Source organism: Streptomyces sp. NPDC058664, from assembly GCF_042716635.1.
In the GTDB taxonomy this organism is placed as follows: domain Bacteria; phylum Actinomycetota; class Actinomycetes; order Streptomycetales; family Streptomycetaceae; genus Streptomyces.
In genome coordinates this window covers 1-23,546 of record NZ_JBHXRW010000084.1, presented here as the reverse complement: position 1 = coordinate 23,546, position 23,546 = coordinate 1, and the positions used below count along the sequence as shown (strand labels likewise).

Annotated in this window: 24 protein-coding genes and 4 pseudogenes; 14 read left to right on the top strand and 14 right to left on the bottom strand. The window is 69.6% G+C overall.

The features are described 5' to 3' along the window. Positions 1-94: 94 nt before the first annotated feature. Complete coding sequence (locus ACFWUY_RS37505; RefSeq protein WP_384120661.1) at positions 95-586, bottom strand: hypothetical protein; 492 nt, start codon at positions 584-586, stop codon at positions 95-97. Between the two features lie 151 nt (positions 587-737). Here ACFWUY_RS37505 and ACFWUY_RS37500 point away from each other — a divergent pair, with 151 nt between their 5' ends. Continuing rightward, positions 738-1,388, top strand: coding sequence for a DUF4145 domain-containing protein (locus ACFWUY_RS37500; RefSeq protein WP_384120660.1), 651 nt, complete (start codon positions 738-740; stop codon positions 1,386-1,388). Positions 1,389-1,721: 333 nt separating this feature from the next. On the opposite strand, the gene ACFWUY_RS37495 is transcribed toward ACFWUY_RS37500, so the two are convergent. Together ACFWUY_RS37495 and ACFWUY_RS37490 are read right to left on the bottom strand one after the other, a co-directional pair. Then, a complete protein-coding gene (locus ACFWUY_RS37495) occupies positions 1,722-2,252 on the bottom strand; it encodes a transposase (RefSeq protein WP_384120664.1) in 531 nt (176 codons plus the stop codon). Positions 2,253-2,293: 41 nt separating this feature from the next. Further along, complete coding sequence (locus ACFWUY_RS37490; RefSeq protein WP_384120658.1) at positions 2,294-2,788, bottom strand: winged helix-turn-helix domain-containing protein; 495 nt, start codon at positions 2,786-2,788, stop codon at positions 2,294-2,296. 220 nt (positions 2,789-3,008) lie between these two features. On the opposite strand from ACFWUY_RS37490, the gene ACFWUY_RS37485 reads away from it, so the two are divergent. Beyond that, on the top strand, positions 3,009-3,542 hold the full coding sequence (locus ACFWUY_RS37485) for a hypothetical protein (protein ID WP_384120656.1): 534 nt from the start codon (positions 3,009-3,011) through the stop codon (positions 3,540-3,542). 273 nt (positions 3,543-3,815) lie between these two features. On the opposite strand, the gene ACFWUY_RS37480 is transcribed toward ACFWUY_RS37485, so the two are convergent. Next, entirely contained in the window at positions 3,816-5,507 is a 1,692-nt protein-coding gene (locus ACFWUY_RS37480) for a M4 family metallopeptidase (RefSeq protein WP_384120654.1), read from the bottom strand. A 561-nt stretch (positions 5,508-6,068) separates the two neighbouring features. Here ACFWUY_RS37480 and ACFWUY_RS37475 point away from each other — a divergent pair. Beyond that, a pseudogene (locus ACFWUY_RS37475) lies at positions 6,069-6,305 on the top strand (SNF2-related protein); the annotation flags it as partial. Further along, a pseudogene (locus ACFWUY_RS37470) lies at positions 6,290-6,466 on the top strand (transposase); the annotation flags it as partial. The pseudogenes ACFWUY_RS37475 and ACFWUY_RS37470, both read left to right, overlap by 16 nt. A 10-nt stretch (positions 6,467-6,476) precedes the next feature. Here the strand turns inward: ACFWUY_RS37470 and ACFWUY_RS37465 are convergent. Then, positions 6,477-7,679, bottom strand: a complete 1,203-nt coding sequence (locus tag ACFWUY_RS37465; protein ID WP_384120652.1) for an IS110 family transposase — start codon at positions 7,677-7,679, stop codon at positions 6,477-6,479. Between the two features lie 73 nt (positions 7,680-7,752). Between ACFWUY_RS37465 and ACFWUY_RS37460 the strand changes: the two genes are divergently transcribed. Further along, complete coding sequence (locus ACFWUY_RS37460; RefSeq protein ID WP_384120650.1) at positions 7,753-8,415, top strand: transposase; 663 nt, start codon at positions 7,753-7,755, stop codon at positions 8,413-8,415. A 67-nt stretch (positions 8,416-8,482) separates the two neighbouring features. On the opposite strand, the gene ACFWUY_RS37455 is transcribed toward ACFWUY_RS37460, so the two are convergent. Next, a complete protein-coding gene (locus ACFWUY_RS37455; RefSeq protein WP_384120648.1) occupies positions 8,483-9,136 on the bottom strand; it encodes a GNAT family N-acetyltransferase in 654 nt (217 codons plus the stop codon). After that, positions 9,133-9,945: a ThiF family adenylyltransferase gene (locus ACFWUY_RS37450; protein ID WP_384120646.1), complete on the bottom strand. Its 813-nt coding sequence runs from the start codon at positions 9,943-9,945 to the stop codon at positions 9,133-9,135. Before ACFWUY_RS37450 ends, ACFWUY_RS37455 begins: the two co-directional genes overlap by 4 nt. A gap of 141 nt (positions 9,946-10,086) precedes the next feature. On the opposite strand from ACFWUY_RS37450, the gene ACFWUY_RS37445 reads away from it, so the two are divergent. Beyond that, positions 10,087-10,212 (top strand): hypothetical protein, encoded by a 126-nt coding sequence (locus ACFWUY_RS37445; protein WP_384120644.1) that lies wholly within the window; start codon positions 10,087-10,089, stop codon positions 10,210-10,212. Between the two features lie 338 nt (positions 10,213-10,550). On the opposite strand, the gene ACFWUY_RS37440 is transcribed toward ACFWUY_RS37445, so the two are convergent. After that, positions 10,551-12,563 carry an ATP-binding protein gene (locus tag ACFWUY_RS37440; RefSeq protein ID WP_384120642.1) on the bottom strand — a complete coding sequence of 671 codons (2,013 nt, stop codon included), beginning with the start codon at positions 12,561-12,563 and terminating at the stop codon, positions 10,551-10,553. Positions 12,564-12,823: 260 nt separating this feature from the next. Here ACFWUY_RS37440 and ACFWUY_RS37435 point away from each other — a divergent pair, with 260 nt between their 5' ends. The 3 genes from ACFWUY_RS37435 (at position 12,824) to ACFWUY_RS37425 (ending at position 14,023) form a co-directional block, all read left to right on the top strand. Then, complete coding sequence (locus ACFWUY_RS37435) at positions 12,824-13,000, top strand: hypothetical protein (RefSeq protein ID WP_384120640.1); 177 nt, start codon at positions 12,824-12,826, stop codon at positions 12,998-13,000. A gap of 249 nt (positions 13,001-13,249) precedes the next feature. Continuing rightward, positions 13,250-13,588 (top strand): transposase, encoded by a 339-nt coding sequence (locus ACFWUY_RS37430; RefSeq protein ID WP_384120638.1) that lies wholly within the window; start codon positions 13,250-13,252, stop codon positions 13,586-13,588. 111 nt (positions 13,589-13,699) lie between these two features. Further along, positions 13,700-14,023, top strand: a complete 324-nt coding sequence (locus tag ACFWUY_RS37425) for a hypothetical protein (RefSeq protein ID WP_384120636.1) — start codon at positions 13,700-13,702, stop codon at positions 14,021-14,023. A 432-nt stretch (positions 14,024-14,455) separates the two neighbouring features. Here ACFWUY_RS37425 and ACFWUY_RS37420 read toward each other — a convergent pair whose 3' ends face one another. The 3 genes and pseudogenes from ACFWUY_RS37420 to ACFWUY_RS37410 all read right to left on the bottom strand — a co-directional run. Further along, positions 14,456-14,743, bottom strand: coding sequence for a hypothetical protein (locus ACFWUY_RS37420; RefSeq protein ID WP_384120634.1), 288 nt, complete (start codon positions 14,741-14,743; stop codon positions 14,456-14,458). 117 nt (positions 14,744-14,860) lie between these two features. Next, positions 14,861-15,415, bottom strand: a complete 555-nt coding sequence (locus ACFWUY_RS37415) for a transposase (RefSeq protein WP_384120630.1) — start codon at positions 15,413-15,415, stop codon at positions 14,861-14,863. A gap of 271 nt (positions 15,416-15,686) precedes the next feature. Next, a pseudogene (locus ACFWUY_RS37410) lies at positions 15,687-16,037 on the bottom strand (N-acetyltransferase); the annotation flags it as partial. Positions 16,038-16,209: 172 nt separating this feature from the next. Between ACFWUY_RS37410 and ACFWUY_RS37405 the strand changes: the two are divergent. Beyond that, positions 16,210-16,479 (top strand): hypothetical protein, encoded by a 270-nt coding sequence (locus ACFWUY_RS37405; RefSeq protein ID WP_384120627.1) that lies wholly within the window; start codon positions 16,210-16,212, stop codon positions 16,477-16,479. A 736-nt stretch (positions 16,480-17,215) separates the two neighbouring features. Here ACFWUY_RS37405 and ACFWUY_RS37400 read toward each other — a convergent pair. Beyond that, positions 17,216-18,094: an alpha/beta fold hydrolase gene (locus tag ACFWUY_RS37400; RefSeq protein WP_384120624.1), complete on the bottom strand. Its 879-nt coding sequence runs from the start codon at positions 18,092-18,094 to the stop codon at positions 17,216-17,218. A 137-nt stretch (positions 18,095-18,231) separates the two neighbouring features. Here ACFWUY_RS37400 and ACFWUY_RS37395 point away from each other — a divergent pair, with 137 nt between their 5' ends. Both ACFWUY_RS37395 and ACFWUY_RS37390 read left to right on the top strand, forming a co-directional pair. Further along, on the top strand, positions 18,232-20,169 hold the full coding sequence (locus tag ACFWUY_RS37395; RefSeq protein WP_384120622.1) for a BTAD domain-containing putative transcriptional regulator: 1,938 nt from the start codon (positions 18,232-18,234) through the stop codon (positions 20,167-20,169). A gap of 176 nt (positions 20,170-20,345) precedes the next feature. Next, entirely contained in the window at positions 20,346-20,624 is a 279-nt protein-coding gene (locus ACFWUY_RS37390) for a hypothetical protein (RefSeq protein ID WP_384120620.1), read from the top strand. A 390-nt stretch (positions 20,625-21,014) separates the two neighbouring features. On the opposite strand, the gene ACFWUY_RS37385 is transcribed toward ACFWUY_RS37390, so the two are convergent. After that, positions 21,015-21,605: a hypothetical protein gene (locus ACFWUY_RS37385; RefSeq protein WP_384120618.1), complete on the bottom strand. Its 591-nt coding sequence runs from the start codon at positions 21,603-21,605 to the stop codon at positions 21,015-21,017. A gap of 160 nt (positions 21,606-21,765) precedes the next feature. Here ACFWUY_RS37385 and ACFWUY_RS37380 point away from each other — a divergent pair, with 160 nt between their 5' ends. Further along, positions 21,766-21,963: a hypothetical protein gene (locus ACFWUY_RS37380; RefSeq protein ID WP_384120616.1), complete on the top strand. Its 198-nt coding sequence runs from the start codon at positions 21,766-21,768 to the stop codon at positions 21,961-21,963. Positions 21,964-22,594: 631 nt separating this feature from the next. Here the strand turns inward: ACFWUY_RS37380 and ACFWUY_RS37375 are convergent. After that, positions 22,595-22,897 carry a hypothetical protein gene (locus ACFWUY_RS37375; RefSeq protein ID WP_384120614.1) on the bottom strand — a complete coding sequence of 101 codons (303 nt, stop codon included), beginning with the start codon at positions 22,895-22,897 and terminating at the stop codon, positions 22,595-22,597. A gap of 189 nt (positions 22,898-23,086) precedes the next feature. On the opposite strand from ACFWUY_RS37375, the pseudogene ACFWUY_RS37370 reads away from it, so the two are divergent. Continuing rightward, a pseudogene (locus ACFWUY_RS37370) lies at positions 23,087-23,452 on the top strand (transposase); the annotation flags it as partial. Positions 23,453-23,546: the final 94 nt, after the last annotated feature.

Genomic DNA, 23,546 nt, shown 5'->3' with positions numbered 1-23,546 from the left:
ATGGGAACGACGTGACGACATCCACGAAGCCTTCCTCGGCCTCGCGACCTGCCTCATCACCCACCGACACGTCCAACGCCTTTGTTAGGACCTCTTACTGCTCGGTGACGAAGTAGATGGCCCGGTGCTCGTCCACCTTCTCCAGCAGGCCGCTGACCGCCAACTTCCGGTACACCTCGCGGATGTACTTCTCGGAGGGGTGGTAGCCACCGTCCCGCAGGGTCTGCATTCCGCGGCTGGGGTCCCAGGTGCCGCCGAGCGTGCGGATGGACTTCTCCAGGTACTCCCGCTGGCTGTTCTCGGCCTTCTGCACCTTGGCCATGTGGTTGCGGATGCTGTCGGGGGCGCCCTTGTACTCGCAGTGGTCGCACTTCTTCCAGGCGCCGGCTTCGACGGCTGCGTCGGTGACGGGGTTGTCGGGGCCGTAGCCCTGGCTCTTGAGGAGTTCAGCGACGGAACCGTTGTGGTGGACGGCGAGGTAGGCGGCTTCGGCAATCTTGTCGTGGCCGGCGGCGAAGGTGCGTCCGTAGCCGATGGCGGTCTGGCAGCCGCAGTGGCAGCGATTGGTGGTCGCGGTGTCTGTCATGCCGTCAGGTTAGTGACTCCGGGAACTTCTAACAAGGCTTGGAAACCCTTGGATTTCTAGGGTTGACGAGGTCCCGCAAAGCCATCTCGGCGTAAGCCTGCGCGCTTAGGATCGTCCCTGGCGAAGTCGTACAGCAAGGTAGGGGGTAGGGATGGCTACGACGGTCTGCGGTTGGTGTGGCATCAACGTGCACATGGCGATGGTGACCGATGTGATCCAGGTTCCAAGACGAGGAAACACATACACCTATAACTACATGGCGGCGTTCCGCTGCTCCAACGAGCTCTGCCAACGCCTCTCAGTTGGGCGAGTGTTCAAGGACAAGGCGTACAGCAGCCAGAATCGCGAGATGGCGGAGGACCTGAGCATCCGTTGGGAGCCCGCTCAAGTCCGTCGGCCTGCTTTTCCGGACGTACCCCCGCAGATCGGAGCAACGGCGAGCGAGGCCCACGCTTGTTTGTCCGTCGGGGCGCATCGGGGCGCTGTTGCGCTCGCTCGCGCGGTCGTCGAGGCAACGGCCAAGCATCACGGCATCACCTCCGGGAACCTTGTCAGCAAGATCGACAGGATGCACGAGGAGGGTCTGATCCGTGAGATCACCAAAGAGGTAGCCCACGAGATCCGTCACGGCGGGAACGAGATCGCGCACGGCGACCTGGCCGATGAACCCATGCCGTCGGAAGACTCTGAGGCAATCGTTGAGTTCATGGACGCCATCCTCCAGGAGGTCTTTCAGGGGCCGGCCAAGATGAAGGACCTTCAGCAGCGGCGCCGGGAACGCGAGGAGCGGAACAAAGAGTGAGGGCTCGCACGATTAGGATCGCCCCTGGAGAAGTCGTTGATTATTCAACGACTTCTCCTTTTGTGTGGACGCGCCCCGGGGATCATGGTGCCTGACTCGCGATAAGCTCACATATGTCTAGTTGGTTCGGTTACTGAGATTGAACTCGTGGTGTCGTGCCACTGAGCCTTTTCCAACCTGAAGCACCTGCCAGTCGGGAGGACCCCGCGGCAGCTCCCCGGAGGCGCCAGTCAACTGGTGAAGACCTGGCCAGGAGCCCGTGCTGGACTCGGGTAGCCGATCAACGACAGTCCGCTGACCAGTGCGGATGCCAGGTTGGAAAGGGCTCACTGTTCAGGCGGGTTTGATGGTCAGGCCGGTCTCGGCGAGGCAGCCGTCTATGAGGTGGCTGCGGTACTGGATGTGCCGGAGGCCGCGTCGGATGCGCTGGACGAGGTGTTCGGGGGTGCTGAAGGCGACGTTGGAGAGCCAGCCGCGTCGCAACAGGGACCAGATACCTTCGACGGGGTTGAGGTCGGGTGCGTAGGGCGGCAGGTAGCAGATGGTCAGCCAGTCCCTGGCTTCGGCGAACTCCCGCAGTCCGGCGGCCTTGTGGACGTTCAGGTTGTCCCAGATGAGCACGATCGGGCCGCCGAGCTGCTGGTGGGCGGCGATCAGCAGATCGCGGTAGTCGCGCCAGGAGAAGCTCTTGCGTCCGTCGCGCCGGCCGTCGTCCCTTCGCGGCCGGTAGATCAGCCGGGACCGGTGGCCGGGTTTGTAGCAGGTCAGCGCCGCGATCGATATCCGTCTGCGAGAGCGGCCGCGGACCCGCACCACCGGGGTCCGACCGCGCTGTGACCAGGTCTTGGCCTGCGGCGGCGTCATGGAGAAACCGGCCTCGTCCTCGAAGACGAGCCAGGCTCCACTCACCGCCGCGAGCCTTCCGCGCAGGGCCACACCTCCTTGACCCACCCGGCCACCGCCTCGTCGTTCCGCTCGATCGCGCGTCGGGCCGGGACCTGGCAGGACCAGCCGTTACGCACCAGCAGCTTCCGCACGCCCTGGACCGTATAGGTCAGGTGGAAGCGCCGACCGATCACCGTCTTCACACGGCTCAGGGTCCAGCGCTGGTCTTCCCAGCCGTGCGCGGCCGGCCCTTTGGCAAGCTCCGCCTCCAGCTGGGCGAACTGCTTCTCGCTCAGCCTCGGCAGCGACGCAGGTCCCTGCGATCGCAGAGCCCGCGGACCTCCCTCGTCCCACATCTGCCGCCATCGCTGCACCGAGCGGACGCTGACCCGCAGGTCCTTGGCGATCAACGAGCTCGCCTCGCCCAGGGCGAACCGCCCGGCCGCCTTCAGCCGTAACTCCTCGCGGAACTGCTGGCGTTCGGCGGTCAGCCCGCCCCCTTGTGAATACCGCATGCCCCGGTGATACCGCACAGGAGACGAGCCGTCAGCCCCTACGACTCCACGAGTTCAACCTCAGTAAATAGCCCAGCAACACCACGAGTTCAACCTCGCTCACCCTGTGAACGGTCACCATCGGTGATGGCCCGCTGCTACTTTCCCGGCCATTCGTCTGCCACCCCTGGATGTATGAGACGCGAACCAGGTAAGAGATCATCGTGCGATGGATACAGGTATGTGGCCGACGCTCCCGGACGCGGAACGGAACCAGTGGGTTTACCTCTCCGGGCAGGCCCTGGGGCCGCTGCGCATGGACATGCATCGCGAGGAGGTCATCGCGGCTCTGGCCGCGCAGGGGTTTGCTACGCACTCCGACGGGCGCATCGAGGGGTGGGATTTTGTGCATTTCGCCAAGGAAGACAACCCGGTAATCAAGGCTGCGGTGGAGTGCTACTTCCACGAGGACGGGGAACTGGCCTATGTCCTCGTCGACGGCCGGTTTGGCCCACAGGTGGCCTGCGAGGGGATTCGGCTCATCGGCCGCGTGCCGTCGCAGCTCGCGCAGGAGATGGAGGACTACGCAACCGAGCACGACACCGGCATCCAGTTCAGTTACAGCGGCGACTGCTTCTGCGACGGCTTCCAGCTCGAAATCGGCGCACAGCGTGCTGGCGACCACGCCGTGTCCTGGGCCCTGTTCTTCATCGCCGGAGAGGACCCCTCTCTCCCACGCGACGCCGCGCCCACGGCGATCTGGCACCGCTGGTAGACGGCACCACGCTCACCCTGCCACGTCGCACGCCTTCACGGAACCGACGAAGGAAGCGCATCCCGGGGCCGGCGGGGGGCCATTCAGATTTCGACGACACCACGAGTTCAACCTCAGTAGTCCACGTAGTGGACGTCGTCCGTCGGGACGTCAAACCGCAGAACCTCATCCTCACCCCCGCCCGCCCCGCGTCCCGGCCGGTGAGACGCGCGGGGGCGGTGCCCGGTAGCCCGGACACCGCCCCTTGCGCACCCGCGTTCACCGCCGTAGGTGTCAGGCCTTGACGTTCACCGCCGCCCAGGCGGCGTCCACGGCCTTGACCTCGGCGCTGCCCGCGCCGTAGAGGTCGGCGGCTGCCTTCAGGGTGCCCTCACGGGCGCCGTGGTAGTCGGTGGTGGAGGTGAAGTACGTGGTCAGCGCCTTGTACCAGATCTGCACCGCCTTGTCGCGGCCGATGCCGGTGACCGTGGAGCCGTCCACGGTCGGGCTGTCGTAGTGCACGCCGTTGATGTCCTTCGCGCCGCTGCCCTCGGACAGCAGGTAGAAGAAGTGGTTGGCTACACCGGAGGAGTGGTGCACGTCGAGGTTGCCGACGCCGGCGCTCCAGTAGTCGGCCGAGCCGCGGCCGTCCTTGCTCGGCTTGTCCTGGTAGCGCAGAGGTGTGCCGTTGCCGAAGATGTCGATCTTCTCGCCGAGCAGGTAGTCGCCCGGGTCCTGGGCGTTGTTCGCGTTCCACTCGACGGCGGTGCCGAAGATGTCCGAGGTGGCCTCGTTCAGGCCGCCGGACTCGCCGGAGTACTGCAGGTTCGCGGTGGCGGAGGTGACGCCGTGGCTGAACTCGTGGCCGGCCACGTCGAGCTGGGCCAGCGGGTGCTGGTTGTTCGCACCGTCGCCGTAGGTGATGGTGAAGGACCGGTCGTCCCAGAAGGCGTTCTCGTAGGCGTTGCCGTAGTGGACCCGGGAGACCGGGGCCCGGCCGTCGTTCTTGATGCCGTTGCGGCGCAGGACGTCCTTGTAGAAGTCCCAGGTCTTGGCGGCACCGTAGGCGGCGTCCACGGCGGCGGTCTGGTTGTGGCCGGGGGTGCCGTCGCCCCACGCGTTGTCCGCGTCGGTGAACAGGACGCCCTTGCCGCCCGTACGGTGCTGGAAGTCGACGGTGCGGGATCCGCCGCGCGCGGTGTCGACGAGTTCGAAGCCCTTCGACGACGTCGTGGTGTTGAGGCTGACGGTGCCGCTGTACTGGCCGGCGCCGGTGCCGACCGCACTGGCCTGGGGGCTGCCCGGCTTGGCGGCCGCGGAGCCGCCCTTGGCGGTGATGCCGCCGGCTATGCCGTCGATCAGCTGCTGCTCGTACAGCTTCTTGCCGGTGTCGGCGTCGGTGACGACGCGCAGCACGCTCGGAGTGACGCCGTCGTCCTGGGTGCCGGAGACGACGGTCTCGTAGGCGAGGACGGGCTTGCCGTCGGCGGCCCAGACGACCTTGCGGGGGGCCTCGCCGGTGGCCGCACCGGAGGTCTTCGCGGCCTTGGCGGCCTTGACCGCAGCGGACTTGGCGGAGGCCGGGGTCTGCTTGGGGGTGAGCGAGGCGACCGTGATGGCGGCCTTGACGGCCTTGGTGACGTCCTTGACGGCGCCGTCGGCGGCACGGTGGACAACGAGGTCACCGCCGAGGACCGGAAGTCCGGCGTAGGTGCGCTCGTAGCGGGTGTGGACCGTGCCGTCGGCGTCCTTGATGACGTCCTTGACGACCAGCTTCTCCTTGGCACCAAGGCCGAGCGACTGGGCGGTGGCCGCGACGGAGGTGCCCTCGTGGGGCTCCGGAGCGGCACCCGCTGATGCGGCGGCGGCACCGGCGGCGAGCAGGGTGCCGGTGAGGACGGCAGCGCCGGACGTGAGAACGAGACGGCGCGCCCTGCCGCCGGTGGGGGAAAGCGAGAACATGTGGTGGTTTCTCCAGAAAGTCATGGGGAGTTGGACGGGATCACCGCCCATCGGTGCAAGGTGGGTTGCCTTGCTGAGCCGGGACGCTCTCAGTCCGCCGCGCACATGTCACGTGCCACAAAGGGGGGTTCGTTCGCTTATGCCGGATTTGCCGTCTGACCCTTCACGGGAAGGACAAGGCCCCGATACGCGCCGACACGGGTGACACAGGAATCCGCAACACGCGTGAAATAAGTCCCACGGCGCAAGCGAGGACCCCGTGCCGGCCATTCCTTGGAGCGGCATCCCACAGAAGCCCCCGGCATTGACTCAGGGATACGTGCCCACCCCTGTTCTCAGGTGACCTGCGGGTTGCGGCGTTCGACGAGGGGCCGTCGCGCCGGCCTCCGTGGTGGCGGCCGATGCGCTTGCGGGTGCCAATGACACGGATGCCGGTCCACTCGTGGGCAAGAAGGGCTCGAAGCCAGGCGGCGGACGGCCTCACCCAGGAGGTCCTTCCTGCGCGCGCTCGCCGCGCTGCCCCGGTTCCAGCAGCGGTCCTCGGCCCGAACCCCGAAGGCGATGGCGTCTCCGCCGTTCTGTACCCCGCATATCCAAGGGCTGTCGGCCACCATGCGCGACTACCAGAAGCTCGGCCTCGCGTGGCTGGCGAACACCACCGGCGCCGGCTTCGGAGCCCTCCTCGCCGACGACATGGGACTCGGCAAGTCCCTAACCGCCCTCGCGCTCCACCTGCACCGCCGGAACGGCGCGCGCCGACCTGCCGGGCCCTCCCTGATCGTCTGTCCCGCTTCCATGGTGATCAACTGGGGACGCGAGGTATAGCCGAGTGGGAACGGCTGCGGCCGTTCCTGCCGGTCAGCAACGGTCGGTGCGGCAGGTGGCGGGATCACCGGCAGGTGATCGACGGGATCCTGCACCGGGTGCGGACCGGGGTGCAGTGGCGCGATCTGCCCGAACGGTTCGGCCCGTGGAAGAGTCTCAATGACTGTGTCAACCCGGTTGTGTGACTGATGAGGCGGTTGTGTACTGCCTTCCATCTCGCAGCATCGCCCATAGGACGTCGACGCGGCGGCGGGCGAGAGCGAGAAGCGCCTGGGTGTGGATCAGTCCCTCGGCACGCTTCTTGAGGTAGTAGTCACGGGACGGTCCCGGTCGCATCATGGCGGTCTGCGCGGACATGTAGAACAGCCAGCGCAGACGGCGGTGGTAACGCTTGGGCCGGTGGTAGTTGCCCGTTCTGCGACCGGAGTCGCGGGGCACAGGTGCCAGGCCCGCGTGCGAGGCAAGGCGGCCGGCGTCTTTGTAGCCGGATAGGTCGCCGACGATGGCGACGAATTCGGCGCCCAGAATCGGGCCCATGCCGGGCAGGGACTCGATGATCTCGGAGCGTTGGTCCGTGCGGAATGCCTCGCGGATCTCCCGGTCGTTCTCCTTGATGCGCTCGTCCAGGGCCAGGAGCTGGTGTGCAAGGTCGCAGACCAGTTTGGCGGCCCGTTTCTCACCTGGAAGCAGTGCCGTCTGGGACTGTGCAGCCTCCAAGGCTTTGGCAGCGACAGTGTCCGCGCCGCGAACCTTGCGGCGTTCCAGCCAGGCTGTCAGCCGCTTGACTCCGATCCGTCGCAGAGCGGCCGGTGTCTGGTACTCCGTCAGCATGACGATCGGGCCCTTGGCCGCGGAGTAGTCGAAGGCCCGTTCCAGCGCTGGGCAGATACCCACCAGCAGGTCACGGATTCGGTTGATCAGCCGGACTCGGTCGGCGATCAGGTCGGCTCGGTGGTTGGTCAGGAGCTGGAGCGTTGAGACCAGCTCCGGAGGCGTGGTCAGCGGGGCGAAGTCCCGGCGCATGCGGGCCTGATCGGCGATGACCAGCGCATCCTTGGCGTCGGTCTTGCCCTCGCCTCGGTAGGCGCCAGACATGCGGTTGACCGTCCTGCCCGGCACGTAGACCACCTGCTGGCCCTGGGCGAACAGAAGGGCCAGCAGCAGCGCGGACGCGCGGCCGGAAATGTCCACCGCCCATCTGACCTCGTCGGCCCGTTCGCGGGCGGTCTCGATGAGGGTGAGGATCTGAGCTTCGCCGTTGATCACCTTGGTCGAGAACAGCGTCTCGCCTTCCGTGTCCACGGCGACTGCCCAGTGATGGCCCTTGCCGGCGTCGATGCCGACCCATATCCGCGCTTGCCTCGTGCTCAACGTTGCTCCGCATCCCTCGTGACCAGCACTTTGTGGCCCGAAGAACACTCCGCCGACAGGTCCCTAACCAGCGATGACCGCAGCTCTCAATCAGTGGTCGGAGCGTCCCAGAGGACCGGGCGGCCACTCTTCCAGAGCCATCAACGGCAACCGTCTACCAGCCATACCCGGCCCTCCCGGACCGCTTCATATTCTTAGGGACCGTCTACGAACGCCACCGCCTGTGGTCGGCCGACGGCACCTGGGAACGCCTGCTCCAGCAGGTCCAGGCCACAGCCGACGCCGCAGGCGAGATCGACCGGGACGTCTCGGTCGACTCCACCATCGTCCGCGCGCATCAGCACGCGGCCGGCGCCCGCACCGACCCACCGCCGGCCCCGGGATCAAAGGGGGCCGAAGAGATGGAACACCAGGACGAGACGCCGTGGCAGAGTCTGGTCGCCCGCCTGGTGGAGGTGGTGCTGGAGGTGAGGGCCTGGGCCGCTCGCGGGGCGGGTTCACCAGCAAGCTCCACCTGAGCGCGGACGACCGTTGCCGTCCGCTGTCCTTGATCGTCACTCCAGGTCAGCGGGCGGACTGCGCCCAGTTCGAGCCGGTCCTGGAGAAGATCCGAGTCCCGAGGCCTGGCCTGGGACGGCCGCGCAAGAAGCCGGACAGCCTCGCAGCCGACAAGGCCTACAGCAACGGTCCCATCCGCGAGTACCTACGACGGCGGGGAATCCGCCACACCCTGTGAGGACCGCTCCCCCGGCACACGGGGAAGCGGCCCTCACTGCGTGGCCGAAGCCCGCCGACGGAAGGATTCATCGGCCGGACGTCACATACGCGGACTGCGCCGGTGCGCCCGAAGCGTCGGCAGGGGAAGGGAAAGCAGCACCGCGGAGGATGGCCTGTTCGGCGGGGGTGGCCCGGCGGGTCCATGCGGGCGCGAGCGCCGCGTAGGTGGTGACGTCGTGCCACCGGCCCTGGGTGTGGAACAGCTCCCGCAGCGTGGCCTCGGGCTGCAGCCCGGCCGCGAGCATCACCTCGCGCATCCGGGTGTGATCCGCGCGGTGCCCGGCCCAGATGCGGTGCAGCCCCAAGTGTCCGAATCCATAGGCCATCAGGAGGCGCCCCGCTTCGTGCCCGTGGCCCCGCACAGGTGCGTCGGGGAGCAGGACCAGGCTGGTGAGCATGGCGTTGCGCCCGTAATCCTCGACGAGCAGGCCCATGGTGCCGACCATGACGTCCTGGCCGGGTGGACAGACGGCCAGGGTGTGCTTGCGCCGCGGATGGGTGTAGGGCTGGGCGAGATGCTGCGCGAACACGTTCTGGGCCTGACGGGCATCCATCCGGTCGACACCGAGGTAACGGGTGAGCACGCGGTGGGTGTGGATGCGTTCGAAGGGAGCCAGGTCGGTGGCCCGCAGTTCGCGCAACCACAGGTGCTCACCGTGGAGTTCGGGAAGGTGGTTCACCGGGCTGCCCCCGCGGGGACACACTCGGCATCGATGGCGCCGATGATCTCTTCGAGGTCCGTGTAGTAGCGGCCCGAGGCCACGGGCGCGCCGAGCAGGATGCGGCGCGCGGTGTCGGTGACCAGGGCGCCGCCCAGCATCACCCCGCTGGCCAGCTGCGGCCAGCTGGACAGGGAATGCCCGATCCGGCCGAGAGCATCCTTCATGGCGGGACTGAGCCGGCTCTCGTCGCAGATGCGCAGCAGGTAGGCCAAGGCGTCCGCCGGTGCGAGACGCCGTACATCCTCGGCACTCAGGTCCCCGCCGCGGCCGTGGAACAGAGGCCGGTCCGGCTCCAGGTCGAAGCGCTCGACGTCCAGCAGCCCCCGGTCGTTGGTGTCCATCAGGACCGGGACACCGTGCCGTCGTGCATGCTCGCGAGCGGCGGTTTTCACCCAGGGGGTGTCACACTCCTCGATCACGAGGTCGAGCGGACGGTCCGCAGAGCCGAAGAAGGCGTCGATGGTGTCCTCGGTGAGCCCCTCCTGCCACAGCTCGATGTCGAGGTAGGGGTCGATCTCGTACATGTGCCGTGCGCACAGCACTGTCTTGGGCAGGCCCAACTCGTGTACGCCGGCCCGCAACCGGTTGAGGTTGCTGAGTCCGAGAGTGTCGAAGTCGGCCAGGTGAAACGATCCTGCGACGCCCTCCATGGCACAGGTGAGCGCCGCGCTGCTGCCCACCGACAGGCCGATCACCCCGATCCGCCGCGCGAGAAGACGCCGCTGCTCAGCAGCGGTGATCTTGTCCCGGTTGCGGTCGGTACGCACCCGCCGGAACTCCTCACGGGGCAGCACATGCACGAGGCGCCCGGACCACGGGTACCACGCCCATGTTCCGTAACGGCTGAGCTCGGCGCCACCGGTCACCTCTGCCACGGCCCCCGCCAGCCGACGTCCCGCGAGGGCGTCGTGAGGGCGCTCGCAGCGCACCAGTTCGGCAAGCTGCCCGTCGATGCGGTCATGCCGCTCGCGTACGCGGCCGGAGGCGAGCAGAGCGTCGAGGACGGCCCGGTCGTCCTCCTCGGCGGGTCGTAGCAGGGTGGGCCGGACGGAGACCTCCCGTCCCGGTGGCATCGGCATGGGGTACTGCGGGTTACCCGGACTTTCGGGAAACGAATTGATCACGAGGCTGGAAGCTACCAGCGTGCGATCTTGGAATCCCTCGGCGCGAGGGGGCGTACGTGGTCGAATTCGTGCGCGGGTCTTCACCACCTCACGCCCCCATGCGCCGACGCGCTCCCGAAGGCGACTTCGGCCAGGTGGTACAACGCTTTTCACCACTCCGCACCAGCGGCGGCGAAAGTCACACTGGGCGCAGCAAACGGGTGAACGTCAAGGAAAGTCATCTCTTCCGATCGCGCCGCGCCCGCGCCCTACGGGGATGGCTCACCGCCAGCCGCCCAGGCGAGCATCTCGCCGGGGTCGGCATGGGCGGCCTCGCTGCGGTACGACTCGTAGGTACCCGCACCCACCAGCCTGCGCGCAATATCCTCGCCCGCCTCGCGCAGCGGCGCCACGTCCGGAGCTCCGCGCTGCGGATGCCCCACCGCATCCCACAGCCGCTGGCCCGCGCCGGATGCGAGCGCCGCGGAATGACCGTTCCCGTTGGCGGAGAAGGCCGCGGCCAGCATGTCGAGCCCCAGCGCGATACCGAAGGTGTCGCCGATCTGCCGCTTCGCGTGCAGCATCGAACGGGCGTACTCCAGGGACAGTTCACTGTCCCGCGCACGCAGCGCAATCACACACATCTGGTAATCGGCATACGAGCGGATCCAGTGCTCGCCCATGGCGACACACTCCGCGCGCAGCACCGTGGCCGACTCCCGACTCTCCTCCAACTCCCCGAGCCCGGTGAGGGCGAACAGACGCAGCATCCGGCACATCATCACGGCCTGGCGAGCGGGCTCGTCGCCCGTGTCCGTGCTGTGTGCGTCCGCGTTCCGCAGGGCGTGCTCCAGAAGCTCCAGGCTCGGCCGGGGATTGCCCTGCAGAAGGTCGCTCATGGCCTGCAGATAGGCGGCCCGCAGCAGCGCCGTCGCGTCCTCGGTGACACGGGCGTTCTCCAGGCACTGGCGCGCCAGGTGCGTCCCCGTAGCGTGATTTCCCTGCAGGAGATAGGTCAAACCGAGGGTCCACACGGCTCGTTGCCGCACCGGTCCCTGGCTGTCGCAGGCCTTCAGCGTGCGCGAAAGATAGAGCTGTGCGGTGTGCGCATGTCCGCAGCAAGTCCAGTAGAAGCCCGTCAACGTGGCCAGCTCGAGCGCCGCATCGACGTCGTGGGCAATCAAGTGGTCCAGGGCCGCACACAGATCGGGATGCGCCTCCTTGATGGTGCGATACCAGCCGGTCTGCTCGGCACTCGTCCACGTGGCGTCCGCCTGCTGCGCCTGAGTCAGGAAGTACGAGGCGTGCCTGCTCGCCATCGCGTCCAGCTCACCGAGTTCGGCGAGCCACAGGCGCCCGTATTCACGCACCGTGTCGAGCAACAGACAGCGCCCGTGGCGCCGGGTCACGACGGACTTGTCCACCAGCCCGGCCAGAGCGTGGCCCACGTCGAGGGCGGAGAGCGGCCCACCGGAACACAAGGCCACTGCCACGGTCTCGTCGAAGTGCCCGTGGACAATGGACAACCGTGCCCACAACAGGCGCTCCGCAGGCGTGCACAGTTCATGGCTCCAGCCCAGGGCGGTCCGCAGTACGTCGTGCCGGCGGGGCGCCAGTGGACGCACCTCATCCTCCCCTCGGCTCAACTCGTGCCGCGGGCGCCGCAGGAGATCCTCGATGCTGCAGTGCCGCAGCGCCCCCGCAGCCAACTCCAGCGCCAACGGAAGCCCGTCGAGGTAGGAACACAGCTCGGTGACCTGGTTCAGATCCCCCGGCTCAGGCACGTGCCCCGATTCCGTGGCACGCTGCAGAAACAACTCGGCGGCATCCGTGGCACACGGCAGCGGCTGGACGACAGTGACGAACTCCCCTTCCAGGTGGAACAGTTCACGACTGGTGGCCACGATCCTCAGATGCGGACACTTCTCGAGCAGCACCTGCACCAGGCTCCGGCACGCGGTCAGCACATGCTCGCAGGAATCGAGCACCAGCAGCAGCTCGCGGTCGCCGATCCAATCGCAGATCACATCCACCGGCATCCTCGGGGTGTGATCGGACAGACCGCACGCGTCAGCCACGAGCGCCGCGAGCAACCCCTCATCGCGCAACTGCCACAGATCCGCCCAGCAGGAATCCTCCGCAGCGGCCACCAGGCCGAGGTCCACCACCTGCCGCGCAAGCCGCGACTTGCCGACACCCGCGACACCGGTCAGGGTCACCAGCCGGTGGAACTTCAACGCGTCCTTCAGTTGAGCCAGTTCATGCTCGCGTCCTACGAACACGGATCCATCCTCCCCATACCTGTGAACAGGCTTCCGGCCCGGCGCAACGGCCTCCTTCATGCCGACGGGCTGCACAGGGACACGTATCGCGTGCCGTGCAGCAAGGCTCCGGAGTTTGGGCCGCGCCGCGAACGAAAGCGTGCACGTATCCTGGCAGCCTCGGCCTGATCACGGAATGCGAATGGCAAAGCGCGAATCGGCCCTGACGACGGTGGCTCCAGTGGGGGGTCCTGACCGAGCTGGCGGCGGCCCATCCGAGCGTGATCAAGGTGTGGGCGGACGGCGGCTACCAGACCAGCGTCATCCAGCACGGCGCCCGCCTCGGGATCGATGGGGAGGTGGTGCAGCGACCGAAGGAGAAGGGCGGCCGAGCGGGACGCGCCCGAGATCGCCCGCTGGATCGCGCACGCGTGGCCGCAGATCAAAAAGGGCGGTGAACACACGTGCCTGGATCGTCTTCCTCGACGAACCAGACGTCTCGCTGCTGCCGCAGGTCCGCCGCACCTACGCACCCCGCGGCCGCACCCCCCTCCGGCGGCACCGGCTGAACTGGAAGCGTACCTCGATGGCCGGGGCCCTGGGATACCACGCCGCCGACCCTGACCGCGGTCCGCGGTTGTGCTTCCACTTCAAGCCCGGCAGCTACGACACCCCCGCTCTGATCGAGGCCCTGGAGCAGCTCAAGGTTGTTCTACCGCGGGGAGCGGGTGGTGCTGGTCCGGGACGGGCTGTCGGCTCACTGGAGCCGGGCGATGCGGGCCTGGGTCGCCGAGCAGGACTGGCTGACCCTGGAGCGGTCACCCGCCTACGCGCCCGAGCTCAACCCGGTGGAACTGCTGTGGTCCTCGCTCAAGAAACATGAGCTCGCCAACCTCGCCGGCGACCACCTCGCCGATGTCGCGGACGCCACCGAACAGGGCATCCACCGGATCAACGACAACCCCCGACTGCCGTGGTCCTTCCTCGCCCACACCGGCCTGACCCTCCACCCACCAACCCCACTGAACCAACGAAATGATCTGTAGATGCCCCGAACGGCGCGCCGCCTATTAAAAGCGACAATTCATTACATAAGCTCCGGGCTCGGCAGGTTTCCTCAAGAGCGACTCACGTCGAGTCCGATGAGTGGAGATATTGTGCGCAACCTTCGCAAGGCCGCTGTTGTGGCTGTCATTGTCGGAAGTGTCGGCATGCTCGGGGCGGGTGTGGCTTCCGCTGGCACCGAGTCCTCCTTCGGGAACGGCAACGGCGCCGACCCGGCGCTGTGTCACCAGGAGATCCACCAGGGGACGGTGCAGAACGGTCTCATCAACATCGATGATCTGGGGCTGGGGCTCCTCGGCAACGGGTCGACGCCTGCAAGTGCAAACCAGCAGATCTGCGCCAATGGTCCCGTTTTCGCCGGGGTCGGAGCCGACTCCGGGTCGAACGAGAACGGCCTCCTGCTCGGCCTTCTGTAAGTGCCCGCGCCCGAACCCTTCAGTCGGCGGGACCGGGCGCCTGCAAGTGGGTCTCTCGGGGCGGCCCACCCGCGAGCGGGCGGCGCCCCCCGGCCGGGACGGGGCGTGTGCCCGCCAACGGGAGCCGGGGGGTGGGGCTGGGGCGCGCGCCCCCCGCCCATACTGCGGGGGGCCCGGGGCCCCTACCTGTGGCCATCGGGGGGCGCCCCCCCGCTGCGGGGCCGCCGCCCCGAGGCATGGACGGGCCTTGTCCCCGAATCCTGAACACGGGTTGTGCGGCTGGTGCCGGCGCAACACGCCACGCAGGAACAAGAGGGACCGGGTCCGCCGGCCGCCACACATTGCCCCCTGCTCGCCCGGCGGCTCTCGCGGCCCGCGTCCGGCGGGCACGGCCCGACCGGTACGTGACGTCGACGCCACCCATCCATGCGTTCAGCGGGCCTCCGCGGCCGTGTGGGGAACCGGCTTGGTTTGCACCACCCGAACCCGGTGCGCCAGTCGGCGGGCGGCGTGCACACTGCGACGCGCCAGGCAGAGCTCGCCCGCCGGGACGTGGCAGGTCGGGCAGGGCTCGGCGAAAGCGCCGTGCCGGAAACGGCGATGCGTCTCATAGACGGCGTCCAGCATCGCGTCGAGCGCCGAAGGCGGGACAGCGGCGGAATCACGGGCGGCTGCGCGCACCGACCGGCGGGAGAGGGGCAGGACCGGGGCGGGGCTCATGGCGGGCATCTCCTCGTGCTGCGGATATACGGGGCCGTAGGTCCTCGCACTCCATATGTCGAAAGGGTGGCGGTTCCCCCCGCCTACCCGCGTTACCACAGCTCAGACGCGACGGATTCATGTTCCGGGGCCCATGGCCACGTCGGCCCCGGGTGCGCACCACGGCACGTCGCGCCCGGCCGCCCGCGGCCTGGAGCGCCGCTCCAGCGGGAACGGCTCCCCAGGCCCTGGCCGTTCACGGCGGCCCGCCCGCTGCACGGTTCGCGACCATGAGCGGCACCGTGTGCCGCTTGCGGCCGGCACCTTCTTCCCGCCGTCGTGGCCGCGTGAGGCGGCCGGCACCGTCGCGGCGGCCCGCACCGACTGCGCGTCGATGATCCCCGCAGTGGGCTCGGCCTCACGGCCCTCGCGCTCACGGACCGTCCCGCACGGCCGGTCGTGGAAATCGGCGATCAGCCCGTGCTCGCGCCAGCGGCGGAAGAATGCGCGGACCCGGGCCCATGCGGGGAAGTCCGCGGGCATCGCCCGCCACGAGACCCCTCCCGCGACCAGGTGGCGGACCGCGTCCAACAGCTGCCGGTGGCAGTAGCCCTCGGGCCGTCCACCCCGCCCCTGGAACCAGGCCGGCACCGGCAGCAACGGCCGGACGGCCGCCCACTCCGCGTCCGTCATGTCCGACGGACACCGGCGTACCCGGTCCGGAGGGTCGGCCGCGTTGCCGTACACATGTGCGAGGCAACCGCACGGCACGGCGGGCGAGTTGAAGTCAACACGCTCGGGAACGTGCAACAAAGACAACAGGGCCTGCGGGAACCACTCGGAATGGGATCGCACCCCCGAGCTACCTGGAGGCCCTGCTTTCACGCGCGGAAACCGCCGCGGTCACCCGATCGAGACTCCCGTTCGATCGACAGCCTTCGAGATCGGTACGGGCAACAACCACTTACGTGGCGGGATGCTCCGGCAGGGCGAGCCAGTCCGACCAGGAGATCTCGCGGCCGGGGAAGCGCGACTGCTCGAACGGCCAGTCGGCGGCGATCCACTGCGGCACCAGCGCGTCGAGGGCCTGCTCGACCTTGCTGCCCACCAGCTCGTCCACCACCCACCAGGAGATCTCGCCGTCCGCGCCGGCCCTCTCCGGTGGGTCGATGTAGACACAGCCGAGCAGAGCTGTCTCCGCCGCGTCGAACAGCGCGTAGTTGAAGGACTGGTGTGCGGCGATCTCCTTCTCGTGCCGCAACAGGTCGGCCTGGTCGTCCTCATAGGTCATGGTGGCCGCGGGCCAGCCCCACGCTGCTCGCCCATGGGCCCGTTGGGGTTGCCCGGTGACCGGCGCGAGCACGGACAGAGTGAACCGCTTCCGGGCCGAGGCGGCATCCCGGGGTCTGCCGTCGGAGGAGGTGGAGGAATGGATACGTGTCGCCCGTCCGGCGGTGTACTTGGTGGAGGGTGGTAACGGTCCCCTCGTGGCCCGGGTCGGCGGCGACCCCGTGCTGCCGCACGGCGTGCCGAGGCCGTCCGATCCCTTCGTGGCCTCCGCCGACCTCGCGGCTTTCCCGCCGGCCGTCACCGGCCTCCCGCTCCCCGCCGACGGCCATCTGCTCCTCTTCTCCGGCACCGATGTGCACGGCATCGGGGGACAGGTGTCCGACGCGGTGCTGTACGTCCCCGCCGGGACCCCGACAACCCCGAGCCCCCCTCGAACACAGCTGGCGCGAGCCGTACCGGCCGCGTGAGCTCCGCACGGTTTGGCACCAGCCGAGCGCGCAGATGCCGGAGAGCTTCGCCCTCGACAGATGGGGCGACTTCCCCGAGGACGAGCGGTTCGAACTCGCCGACGAACTCGGCGACGCCTGGGCACACGTGGGCGGCTATCGCCCTTCCTGGGCCTTGCAGATCGGCGGCACCCGGTCTCGCCCCAGAACGCCCCCGTCCACTACGCCCGTGGTCCCGAGGAGGCCGGTCCCTCCGAGCAGGACGGTACGGCCCACGAAGAGGGCGCCGACGACTGGGCTCTCCTGGCCACCTGGAGGTGCGGCGACGACGTCACGGAACTGGACTCCGGCGTGGCCCACTGGGTGGTCCACCGCCGGGACGTGGCGGCCCGGCGCTTCGACCGGGTCCACCGCTACGTCGAAATGGCCTGACCGCGCGGGGCGGGGACGGCCGGCTCCACGACGCTCATCAGCTGCCCTCCCGCCACGCCCACCCGGTCCGTGCCGTCACCGTGGCGATCGGTCTGCCCGGAACCCATTGCCGTCCACGGCCCCCGGCCCAGCCTGCCCGTGGCAGGGATACGGCCGTAGGCCCGCAGGGCGCTGCCCACGCCCTGGTGAGCGGCGCCGGGCTTTCCCGGGCAGCGCCCACGACCGTAGGGAGGCGGGCGGCTCACCGGCCACCGGATCGCGAGGCCGGTCCGGTGGCCGGGAACGCGGGGCTCGCCCACCGCCTCCCGTGGCCCGGGTGGAGGGCTCAGCGGAGCAGCAGGTCGCGGATCGCCTCCGTGATCTCGTCGGGCGCCTCCTCGGCCATGAAGTGCCCCGCGCCGGTCAGCCGGTGGTCCAGATCCGGCGCCCACGCGTGCCAGACCGCGGCGGCGTCGTAGCCCAGTCGCGCGCCCCAGTCCTGCTGGACGACCGTCACGGGCATGGCCAGCTGGGAGCCGGCGTCCTGGTCCGCCTGGTCGTGTGTGACGTCGATGCCCGCCGAGGCCCGGTAGTCCGCGACGATCGACGGCACGGCCGCGGCGCTCGCCCGCAGGTACGCGGACCTGACCGGTTCCGGCACGGCGGCCGGGTCACTGGCCCAGGTGTCGAGGAAGGAGCCGAAGAAGGCGTCGGCGCTGTTGGCGATCATCGTCTCCGGCAGCCCCGGCGGCTGCGCCATGAGGAACAGGTGGTAGCCGACCGCCGCCGGGACACCGTGCAGGACGTTCCACATGTCCAGGGTCGGCACGACGTCGAGGATGCCCAGGTGCGTGAGGGTCTCGGGATGGTCCAGTCCCGCCCGGAAGGCGACCAGCGCACCCCGGTCGTGGCCGACCAGGGCGAAGCGCTCATGGCCGAGCGCCGCCGCCAGGGCGACGACATCGGCGGCCATGGTGCGCTTGGAGTACACCTCAGGGCCGGTGGCCGCCGGCTTGTCGCTGGCGCCGTAGCCGCGCAGGTCGGGACAGATCACCGTGTGCTCGCCGGCGAGCCGCTCGGCGACGTGCCGCCACATCAGGTGGGTCTGGGGGAAGCCGTGCAGCAGTACGACCGGGCTGCCGCTGCCGCCGACGGCGGCGACCAGCTCCACTCCGTCGGTGCCGGGCAGACGGACGTGGTCGAAGCCGGGGATGGTGAGAGTCATGGAAGGCCCTTTCCTGGGGTCGGGGGACCGGCGAACGCCTTGGTCCGGGGAGTGACGGAATCAGCGTGGGCGACGGCGATCAGCAGCCGATCAGTACGCTTCGACACCGCGGACCCGCGCCACGGAAGATGGGGGGCATGCGAATCGACGTACTCGGTGCCGTGCGTGCCCTCCACGACGACGGCACCCCGGTCGACCTGGGCGGACCCCGCCACCGTGAGGTGCTCGCCCGGCTCGTCGCCGCCGAGGGACGGATGGTCCCCACCGACACCCTCGTGGACGACCTGTGGGCCGAGCCGCCGGTGCGCGCCGTGGGTGCGTTGCGTACGTTCGTCGCCGCGCTGCGCCGCGCCGTCGAACCCGGCCGGCCGCCCCGCACCCCGCCGCGCGTCCTTGTCACGGAAGGCCCCGGCTACGCGCTGCGCCTGCCGCGCGACACCGTGGACGTCCACCGGTTCGAGGACGCCCTGGCCCGCGCCCGGCGTACACCCGATGGGCTGACCGACCTCGACGCCGCCCTCGCGGCCTGGCGCGGCCCCGCCTACGCCGACGTGACCGGCTCCGCGTGGGCCCAGCGCGAACGGACCCGGCTGGAGGAGCTGAGGCTGGACGGAGTGGAACTGCGCGCCTGCCTCCTCCTCGACTCCGGTTCAGGAGCCGAGCTGGTCGCCGAACTGGGCGCCCACGTCACCGAACACCCCTGGCGTGAGCCGGCCTGGGGGCTGCTGGCCCGCGCACTGCACCGGGCAGGCCGTCAGGCGGACGCACTGGCCACCCTGCGCCGCGCCCGCACGATGCTCGCGGACCAGCTCGGGCTCGATCCCGGTGCCGACCTCCGGCGCCTGGAGACGGACATTCTTCACGGAGCTACGACGCTCCAGCCCCCACGTACCGTGTGGACCGCAGGCGTACGACTCGGCCCGCGCACCACCGTCGAACTGGCCCGCACCCTGGCCCTGGCGGGTGGTGACGCCCTCATCCACTCGCGGCGCGACCGCCTCGCCGCCGTCCAGGCGGCGGAGCGCACCGGAGACATCGCCCTGACCGCCCGCGTCATCGGCGCCTACGACGTGCCCGCCCTCTGGAGCCGGGCCGACGACCCCGAGCAGGCCCGCGCGGTCGTCGCGGCGGCCGAGCGTACACTCACCGCGCTCGACACCGACGGCCCCGCCGAACTGCGCGCCCGCCTGCTGGCCGCCGTCGCGGTCGAGAGCCGCAGCGCTGATCTGTCCGCCATCGAACGGAGGCGCGCCGGGCAGGCGGCGCGCGAGGCCGAGGCGCTGGCCCGGGAGCTGGACGATCCCGCCCTGCTGGTGTTCGCCCTCAACGGCGTGTTCCTCCAGTCCTTCACCCGGCCCGGGCTCGCGGCGGCACGGGACGCGATTGGCGCCGAGATCCTCGACCTGGCCACCCGGCACGAGCTGCCGAGCTTCGCCGTGCTCGGCCGGCTCATCCGCCTGCAATCCGCCTCCGCTCTCGGCGACCTCGACGCCGCGACTGCACACGCCGAGGCCGCCGAGCGGCTCGCCGTCAGCACCGAGGCCTCTCTCGTCCCCGTACTCACCGGCTGGTTCCGGGCCCGGGTCACGGCCGCACGCAGCACCGCACTGGGCGGACCGGCCGCCGCCACGGCCGCGGCGCACTACCGCGCCGCCGAAGACGCCCTCGCCGGGACAGCGGGCATGCCGGGGCTGCACCGGGGCCTGTTCGCCCTCGCCCTCCTGGGCCTACGTCTCCTGCACGGCCGTTCGGCGCCCACCGATCCCGCTCTCGACTGGGGCCCGTACCACCCCTGGACACATCCCTTGGTGCTGCTCGCCCGCAACCGGGACGAAGAGGCCCGTACCGCCCTGACCACGACGCCCGAACCACCCCCTGATCACATGCAGGAGGCACTCTGGTGCCTGACCGCCCACGCCGCCGCCCGCCTCGGCGAACGCCCGGTCGCCGCCCGCGCGGCAACGGCCCTGCGCGCCGCCCGCACCGAAGACGCGGGCGGGGCGAGCGGGATGCTGACGCTGGGGCCGGTGGCACGGTATCTGGCGGAGGCGGAGGCATGCGCCGACAAGAGATGACCCGACATCGTCGCGGGTGTATCGCGAGCACCGGGAGGCGGGCACGCTGACGCCGGTCCCCGAGGCGGTGGCCGGACGCAGCTTCGACGAGCCGTTCAGCGCCGAAGAGATCGCGCGGCAGGCGGGCCCGGCCCGGCGACCGGACGTTCCAGTGCGACGCGACGGCCGTGTGCGCGATGCCGGACGGTACCCGCGCCCATGCCCTCCTCGACGGCGTCGGCGACACCCGGGCGGTTCGCGACTGGACCCGCAATGCCGCCCGACGCTTGGCCCGCGCTGCTGCCGGACAGGGCAACGCGGCAGCAGGCCTGCGCACCGAGTACGACCGCTACGCCATCGACCCCGCCCGCACCGCCGATCACGACCCGCCCACCGCGGCGAGCCTCCTCTCCCCTACCTCCTCGCCCGGCTCCCACACCATGCCGGCCCACGCCTTCGAGCTGATCACCTGCTGAGCAGCCCGCCACGTTCGCCGCCCACAACATCGGCGACCCGGTGCTCCAGCGTGCACCTGGCTGCCTCCTCAGCCCGCCCGTGCCTCCGATCCGCGCTCTGGACGGGGCACCGACGTGCCCGCCCCACGTGCCTCCCGACCCCCGGGCTACTGCTCACGAGCCGGTCGACGCCCAGCTAGGAGCCGGTCGTGGGCAGACCCGAGTGATCGGCCCCGCCTGGCGGACCGGCGGTCGGCGTCATGGACCTGAGGGATGCTGACGCTTCCGGTCGAACCGATGCCGGCCCAGGCCCGCGAGAGGGTCCCCGCCCCGGGTTCGCTGCCTGACGGGTTGCCTGATGCAGAACTGGCTTGCTCCTTGCGGTCATCCCGCAGGGCGCCGAGGCGGGCCTCAGATGGAGAGCCTGCCGGGGAACGCGCCGTGGCCGACTCCCGGCGCCGTGACGGCCAGCCAGCCGTGGCCGCGGACCTCGGTGTCCGGCCCGACCGCGTCGGGGTCGACGGAGAGGTACGCGCAGGCCGTCCGGGCTCCCATAGTGCCCGCATTGGACGGGCTCTCGTCGGGGTCGATGTACGGGCCGTCCGCCTCGAGGGTCTCCCACGGCAGCGGGTCGCCCTCCCATTCGGGCTCGCCTTCGGCTGCGTACTGACGGATCACCCGGCCGTTCTCGGCGACGATCCACACGTCGGAGCCGCCGGCGTCGTCCAGGAAGGAGAACTGGGCGTGGCCGCAGTGGACGCTGAGGCGTTCGCCCGTCTCGATCATGCCCTCCCAGGGGTCGCCGACGAGGAGGTCGAAGGGACCGAAGATCAGTCGCCAGCCGTTCAGTTCGGGGGTGACGAAGGTCCGCCCCACGGTGAGGTCGGCGCCGTCAGGGCCGGGTACGTCGATCTCCCGCTGCTCGGACGCTTGGACGCCGGCGGCGACCGTGACGGGCCGCCGGTCGTACAGACCGAGAGCCTCGAAGACCCCCTTCTTCATGCAGCAGCACAGTAGCCACAGGTTCACTCACGCCGTGCACCTGACCGGACCCGGCCCTCCGCGGTGACCTCCGCGGACTCGAGTGATCGATCTTCGTCCGGGCGCCGTCCGGGATGAGGAGGACGGCCTTGAACGGCCATGGCCCCTCCATATGGACCGCATGCTCCTCCGTGTCGTCGGTCACGACGGCCATGCGCCCGCCGTTCAGGGTGACGACCCAGAAGACGCCGTCGTCCTCCTGGCCGTGGAACACGTCTACCCGGGCCGCGTCCGCTCCCGCTTCGACCAGCGCGTCAACGATCCCGTACCGGCGGTGCAGTGCCAGCACGACCGCAGTGCCTTCGCCTCCAGTCCGTAGCGGCTTGCGATGCGGCAGATCAGTGGCGAGGCCGTTTCTCCCTGCAGGGAGCGGTCCGCAGGATGCCGGGATGATGGATCACTCCACCACAGTGCCGTGTTGGCCTGCTCGGGCGGGCCCTTTCGCAGCGAATACCCAAGGGGTCGAACAGACCGGGCGAGGAAGGCTGACCGAGGGCCGGGAATCCACGAGCCAGTCAGCCAGGCCATCCAGCCGCCGACGGTGCCGCCCGCGCCGTCGTCCAGCTGATTGCCCGGGACGCCCCGTACGCGGAGCGGATCGCGCTGGCGCCGGCCATGCTCGACCTGGGAGACGGGCGGCCGGGGCCGGTGCTCCGGCTCCCTGGCCACCGCCCTCACCACCGGCTGCGTAGCCGTTCCCCACACCCCCGCCGCCTCCGTCGACGACCAAGCCCGCCCGGATCGCTCTCGCCGACGACCGTCTACGCTCCCAGCGAGCCCGCCCGGATCGCTCTCGCCGACGACCGTCTACGCTCCCAGCGAGCCCGCCCTCACCCAGGCCCCCGCCCACCAGGAACTCGCCGCCGACGACAACGACGCGACGGCCGTCTCGTACCGCTTAGTACTCCAGTGTGACTTCGTAGTTCCACGTCATGTCGCACGTGTGGTGGCTATTGGGCGGTGTCCTGTCCGATCGCGCGGAGGACATCGGCGAGCCAGACCAGGTGGTGGCCCACGGCCCGGTTCGGGTCGGCGAGGAGGTCCTCAAGGTGCTGCCATGACTCGGAGAGCTGCCCGATTGTGATCGTTTTCGGTTCGTTGGGGACGTCGTAGAGTTCGTCACCCGGAACAGACCAGAAGTAATCGTGTTCGAGTGCCACTGCGCTGCCGGCTGACACTTCGATGTGTCGCAGTGCCAGCTCGAAGGCCGTCCGAAGCTGATCAAGCGGAATCCGCAGAGGTTCGCTGTCCATGTGCTCATTGTGTCGATCAGGGGCCGCCGTCGGCTCGCAGCAAGGAGTTCGGGACTGCCCAGGACCCGGCCCGGAGCGAGAGCAGCCACCGCGTGATCATCGGGGGGTGTGTGGACTCCTGAAGATCGTGCGGTGGCCGCGAGTCAGAGCGTAGACCCGATCCGGTGGCGGGCATTGTTCGACCAGGCCATGGCCCGGATCGCGGGCCGGTTCCGACGGGTGGAACCGCGGGCGACCGCCCGCGCGTACCTGCTCGGGCTGCTGTCCGGCGTCGAGCGCAAGAACTGCTGGCGGCTGGCCGAACAAGCTGGTCACGCACGTCCCGGACCGATGCAGCGTCTGCTGCGAAGCGCCCGCTGGGACGCTGACTCCGTCCGCGACGAAGTCCGCGCTTACGCCGTCGACCACCTCGGCGGCGATGGTGGCGTGCTGATCGTCGACGAGACCGGCTTCATGAAGAAGGGCCGGGCCTCGGCGGGCGTGCAGCGGCAGTACACCGGCACCGCCGGACGCATCGAGAACAGCCAGGTCGGTGTCTTTCTCGCCTACGCCACGGGCCTTCACCCGTGATGGTGGACACGCGGGTATTGGTCACGCGGCGAGCGTGAGCTTAGCGGTGTGGTGTCGTCGTTCGTATTCGTTGGGGCTG

Coding starts and splice junctions, on each gene's coding strand:
- ACFWUY_RS37485 (WP_384120656.1), top strand. CDS start 3,009: ATGTGGCCGACGCTCCCGGACGCGGAACGGAACCAGTGGGTTTACCTC.
- ACFWUY_RS37460 (WP_384120650.1), top strand. CDS start 7,753: ATGACCGCAGCTCTCAATCAGTGGTCGGAGCGTCCCAGAGGACCGGGC.
- ACFWUY_RS37375 (WP_384120614.1), bottom strand. CDS start 22,897: ATGGACAGCGAACCTCTGCGGATTCCGCTTGATCAGCTTCGGACGGCC.
- ACFWUY_RS37380 (WP_384120616.1), top strand. CDS start 21,766: ATGCTCCTCCGTGTCGTCGGTCACGACGGCCATGCGCCCGCCGTTCAG.
- ACFWUY_RS37400 (WP_384120624.1), bottom strand. CDS start 18,094: ATGACTCTCACCATCCCCGGCTTCGACCACGTCCGTCTGCCCGGCACC.
- ACFWUY_RS37480 (WP_384120654.1), bottom strand. CDS start 5,507: ATGACTTTCTGGAGAAACCACCACATGTTCTCGCTTTCCCCCACCGGC.
- ACFWUY_RS37505 (WP_384120661.1), bottom strand. CDS start 586: ATGACAGACACCGCGACCACCAATCGCTGCCACTGCGGCTGCCAGACC.
- ACFWUY_RS37390 (WP_384120620.1), top strand. CDS start 20,346: ATGCCGGACGGTACCCGCGCCCATGCCCTCCTCGACGGCGTCGGCGAC.
- ACFWUY_RS37385 (WP_384120618.1), bottom strand. CDS start 21,605: ATGAAGAAGGGGGTCTTCGAGGCTCTCGGTCTGTACGACCGGCGGCCC.
- ACFWUY_RS37415 (WP_384120630.1), bottom strand. CDS start 15,415: ATGACGGACGCGGAGTGGGCGGCCGTCCGGCCGTTGCTGCCGGTGCCG.
- ACFWUY_RS37495 (WP_384120664.1), bottom strand. CDS start 2,252: ATGACGCCGCCGCAGGCCAAGACCTGGTCACAGCGCGGTCGGACCCCG.
- ACFWUY_RS37500 (WP_384120660.1), top strand. CDS start 738: ATGGCTACGACGGTCTGCGGTTGGTGTGGCATCAACGTGCACATGGCG.
- ACFWUY_RS37490 (WP_384120658.1), bottom strand. CDS start 2,788: ATGCGGTATTCACAAGGGGGCGGGCTGACCGCCGAACGCCAGCAGTTC.
- ACFWUY_RS37420 (WP_384120634.1), bottom strand. CDS start 14,743: ATGAGCCCCGCCCCGGTCCTGCCCCTCTCCCGCCGGTCGGTGCGCGCA.
- ACFWUY_RS37395 (WP_384120622.1), top strand. CDS start 18,232: ATGCGAATCGACGTACTCGGTGCCGTGCGTGCCCTCCACGACGACGGC.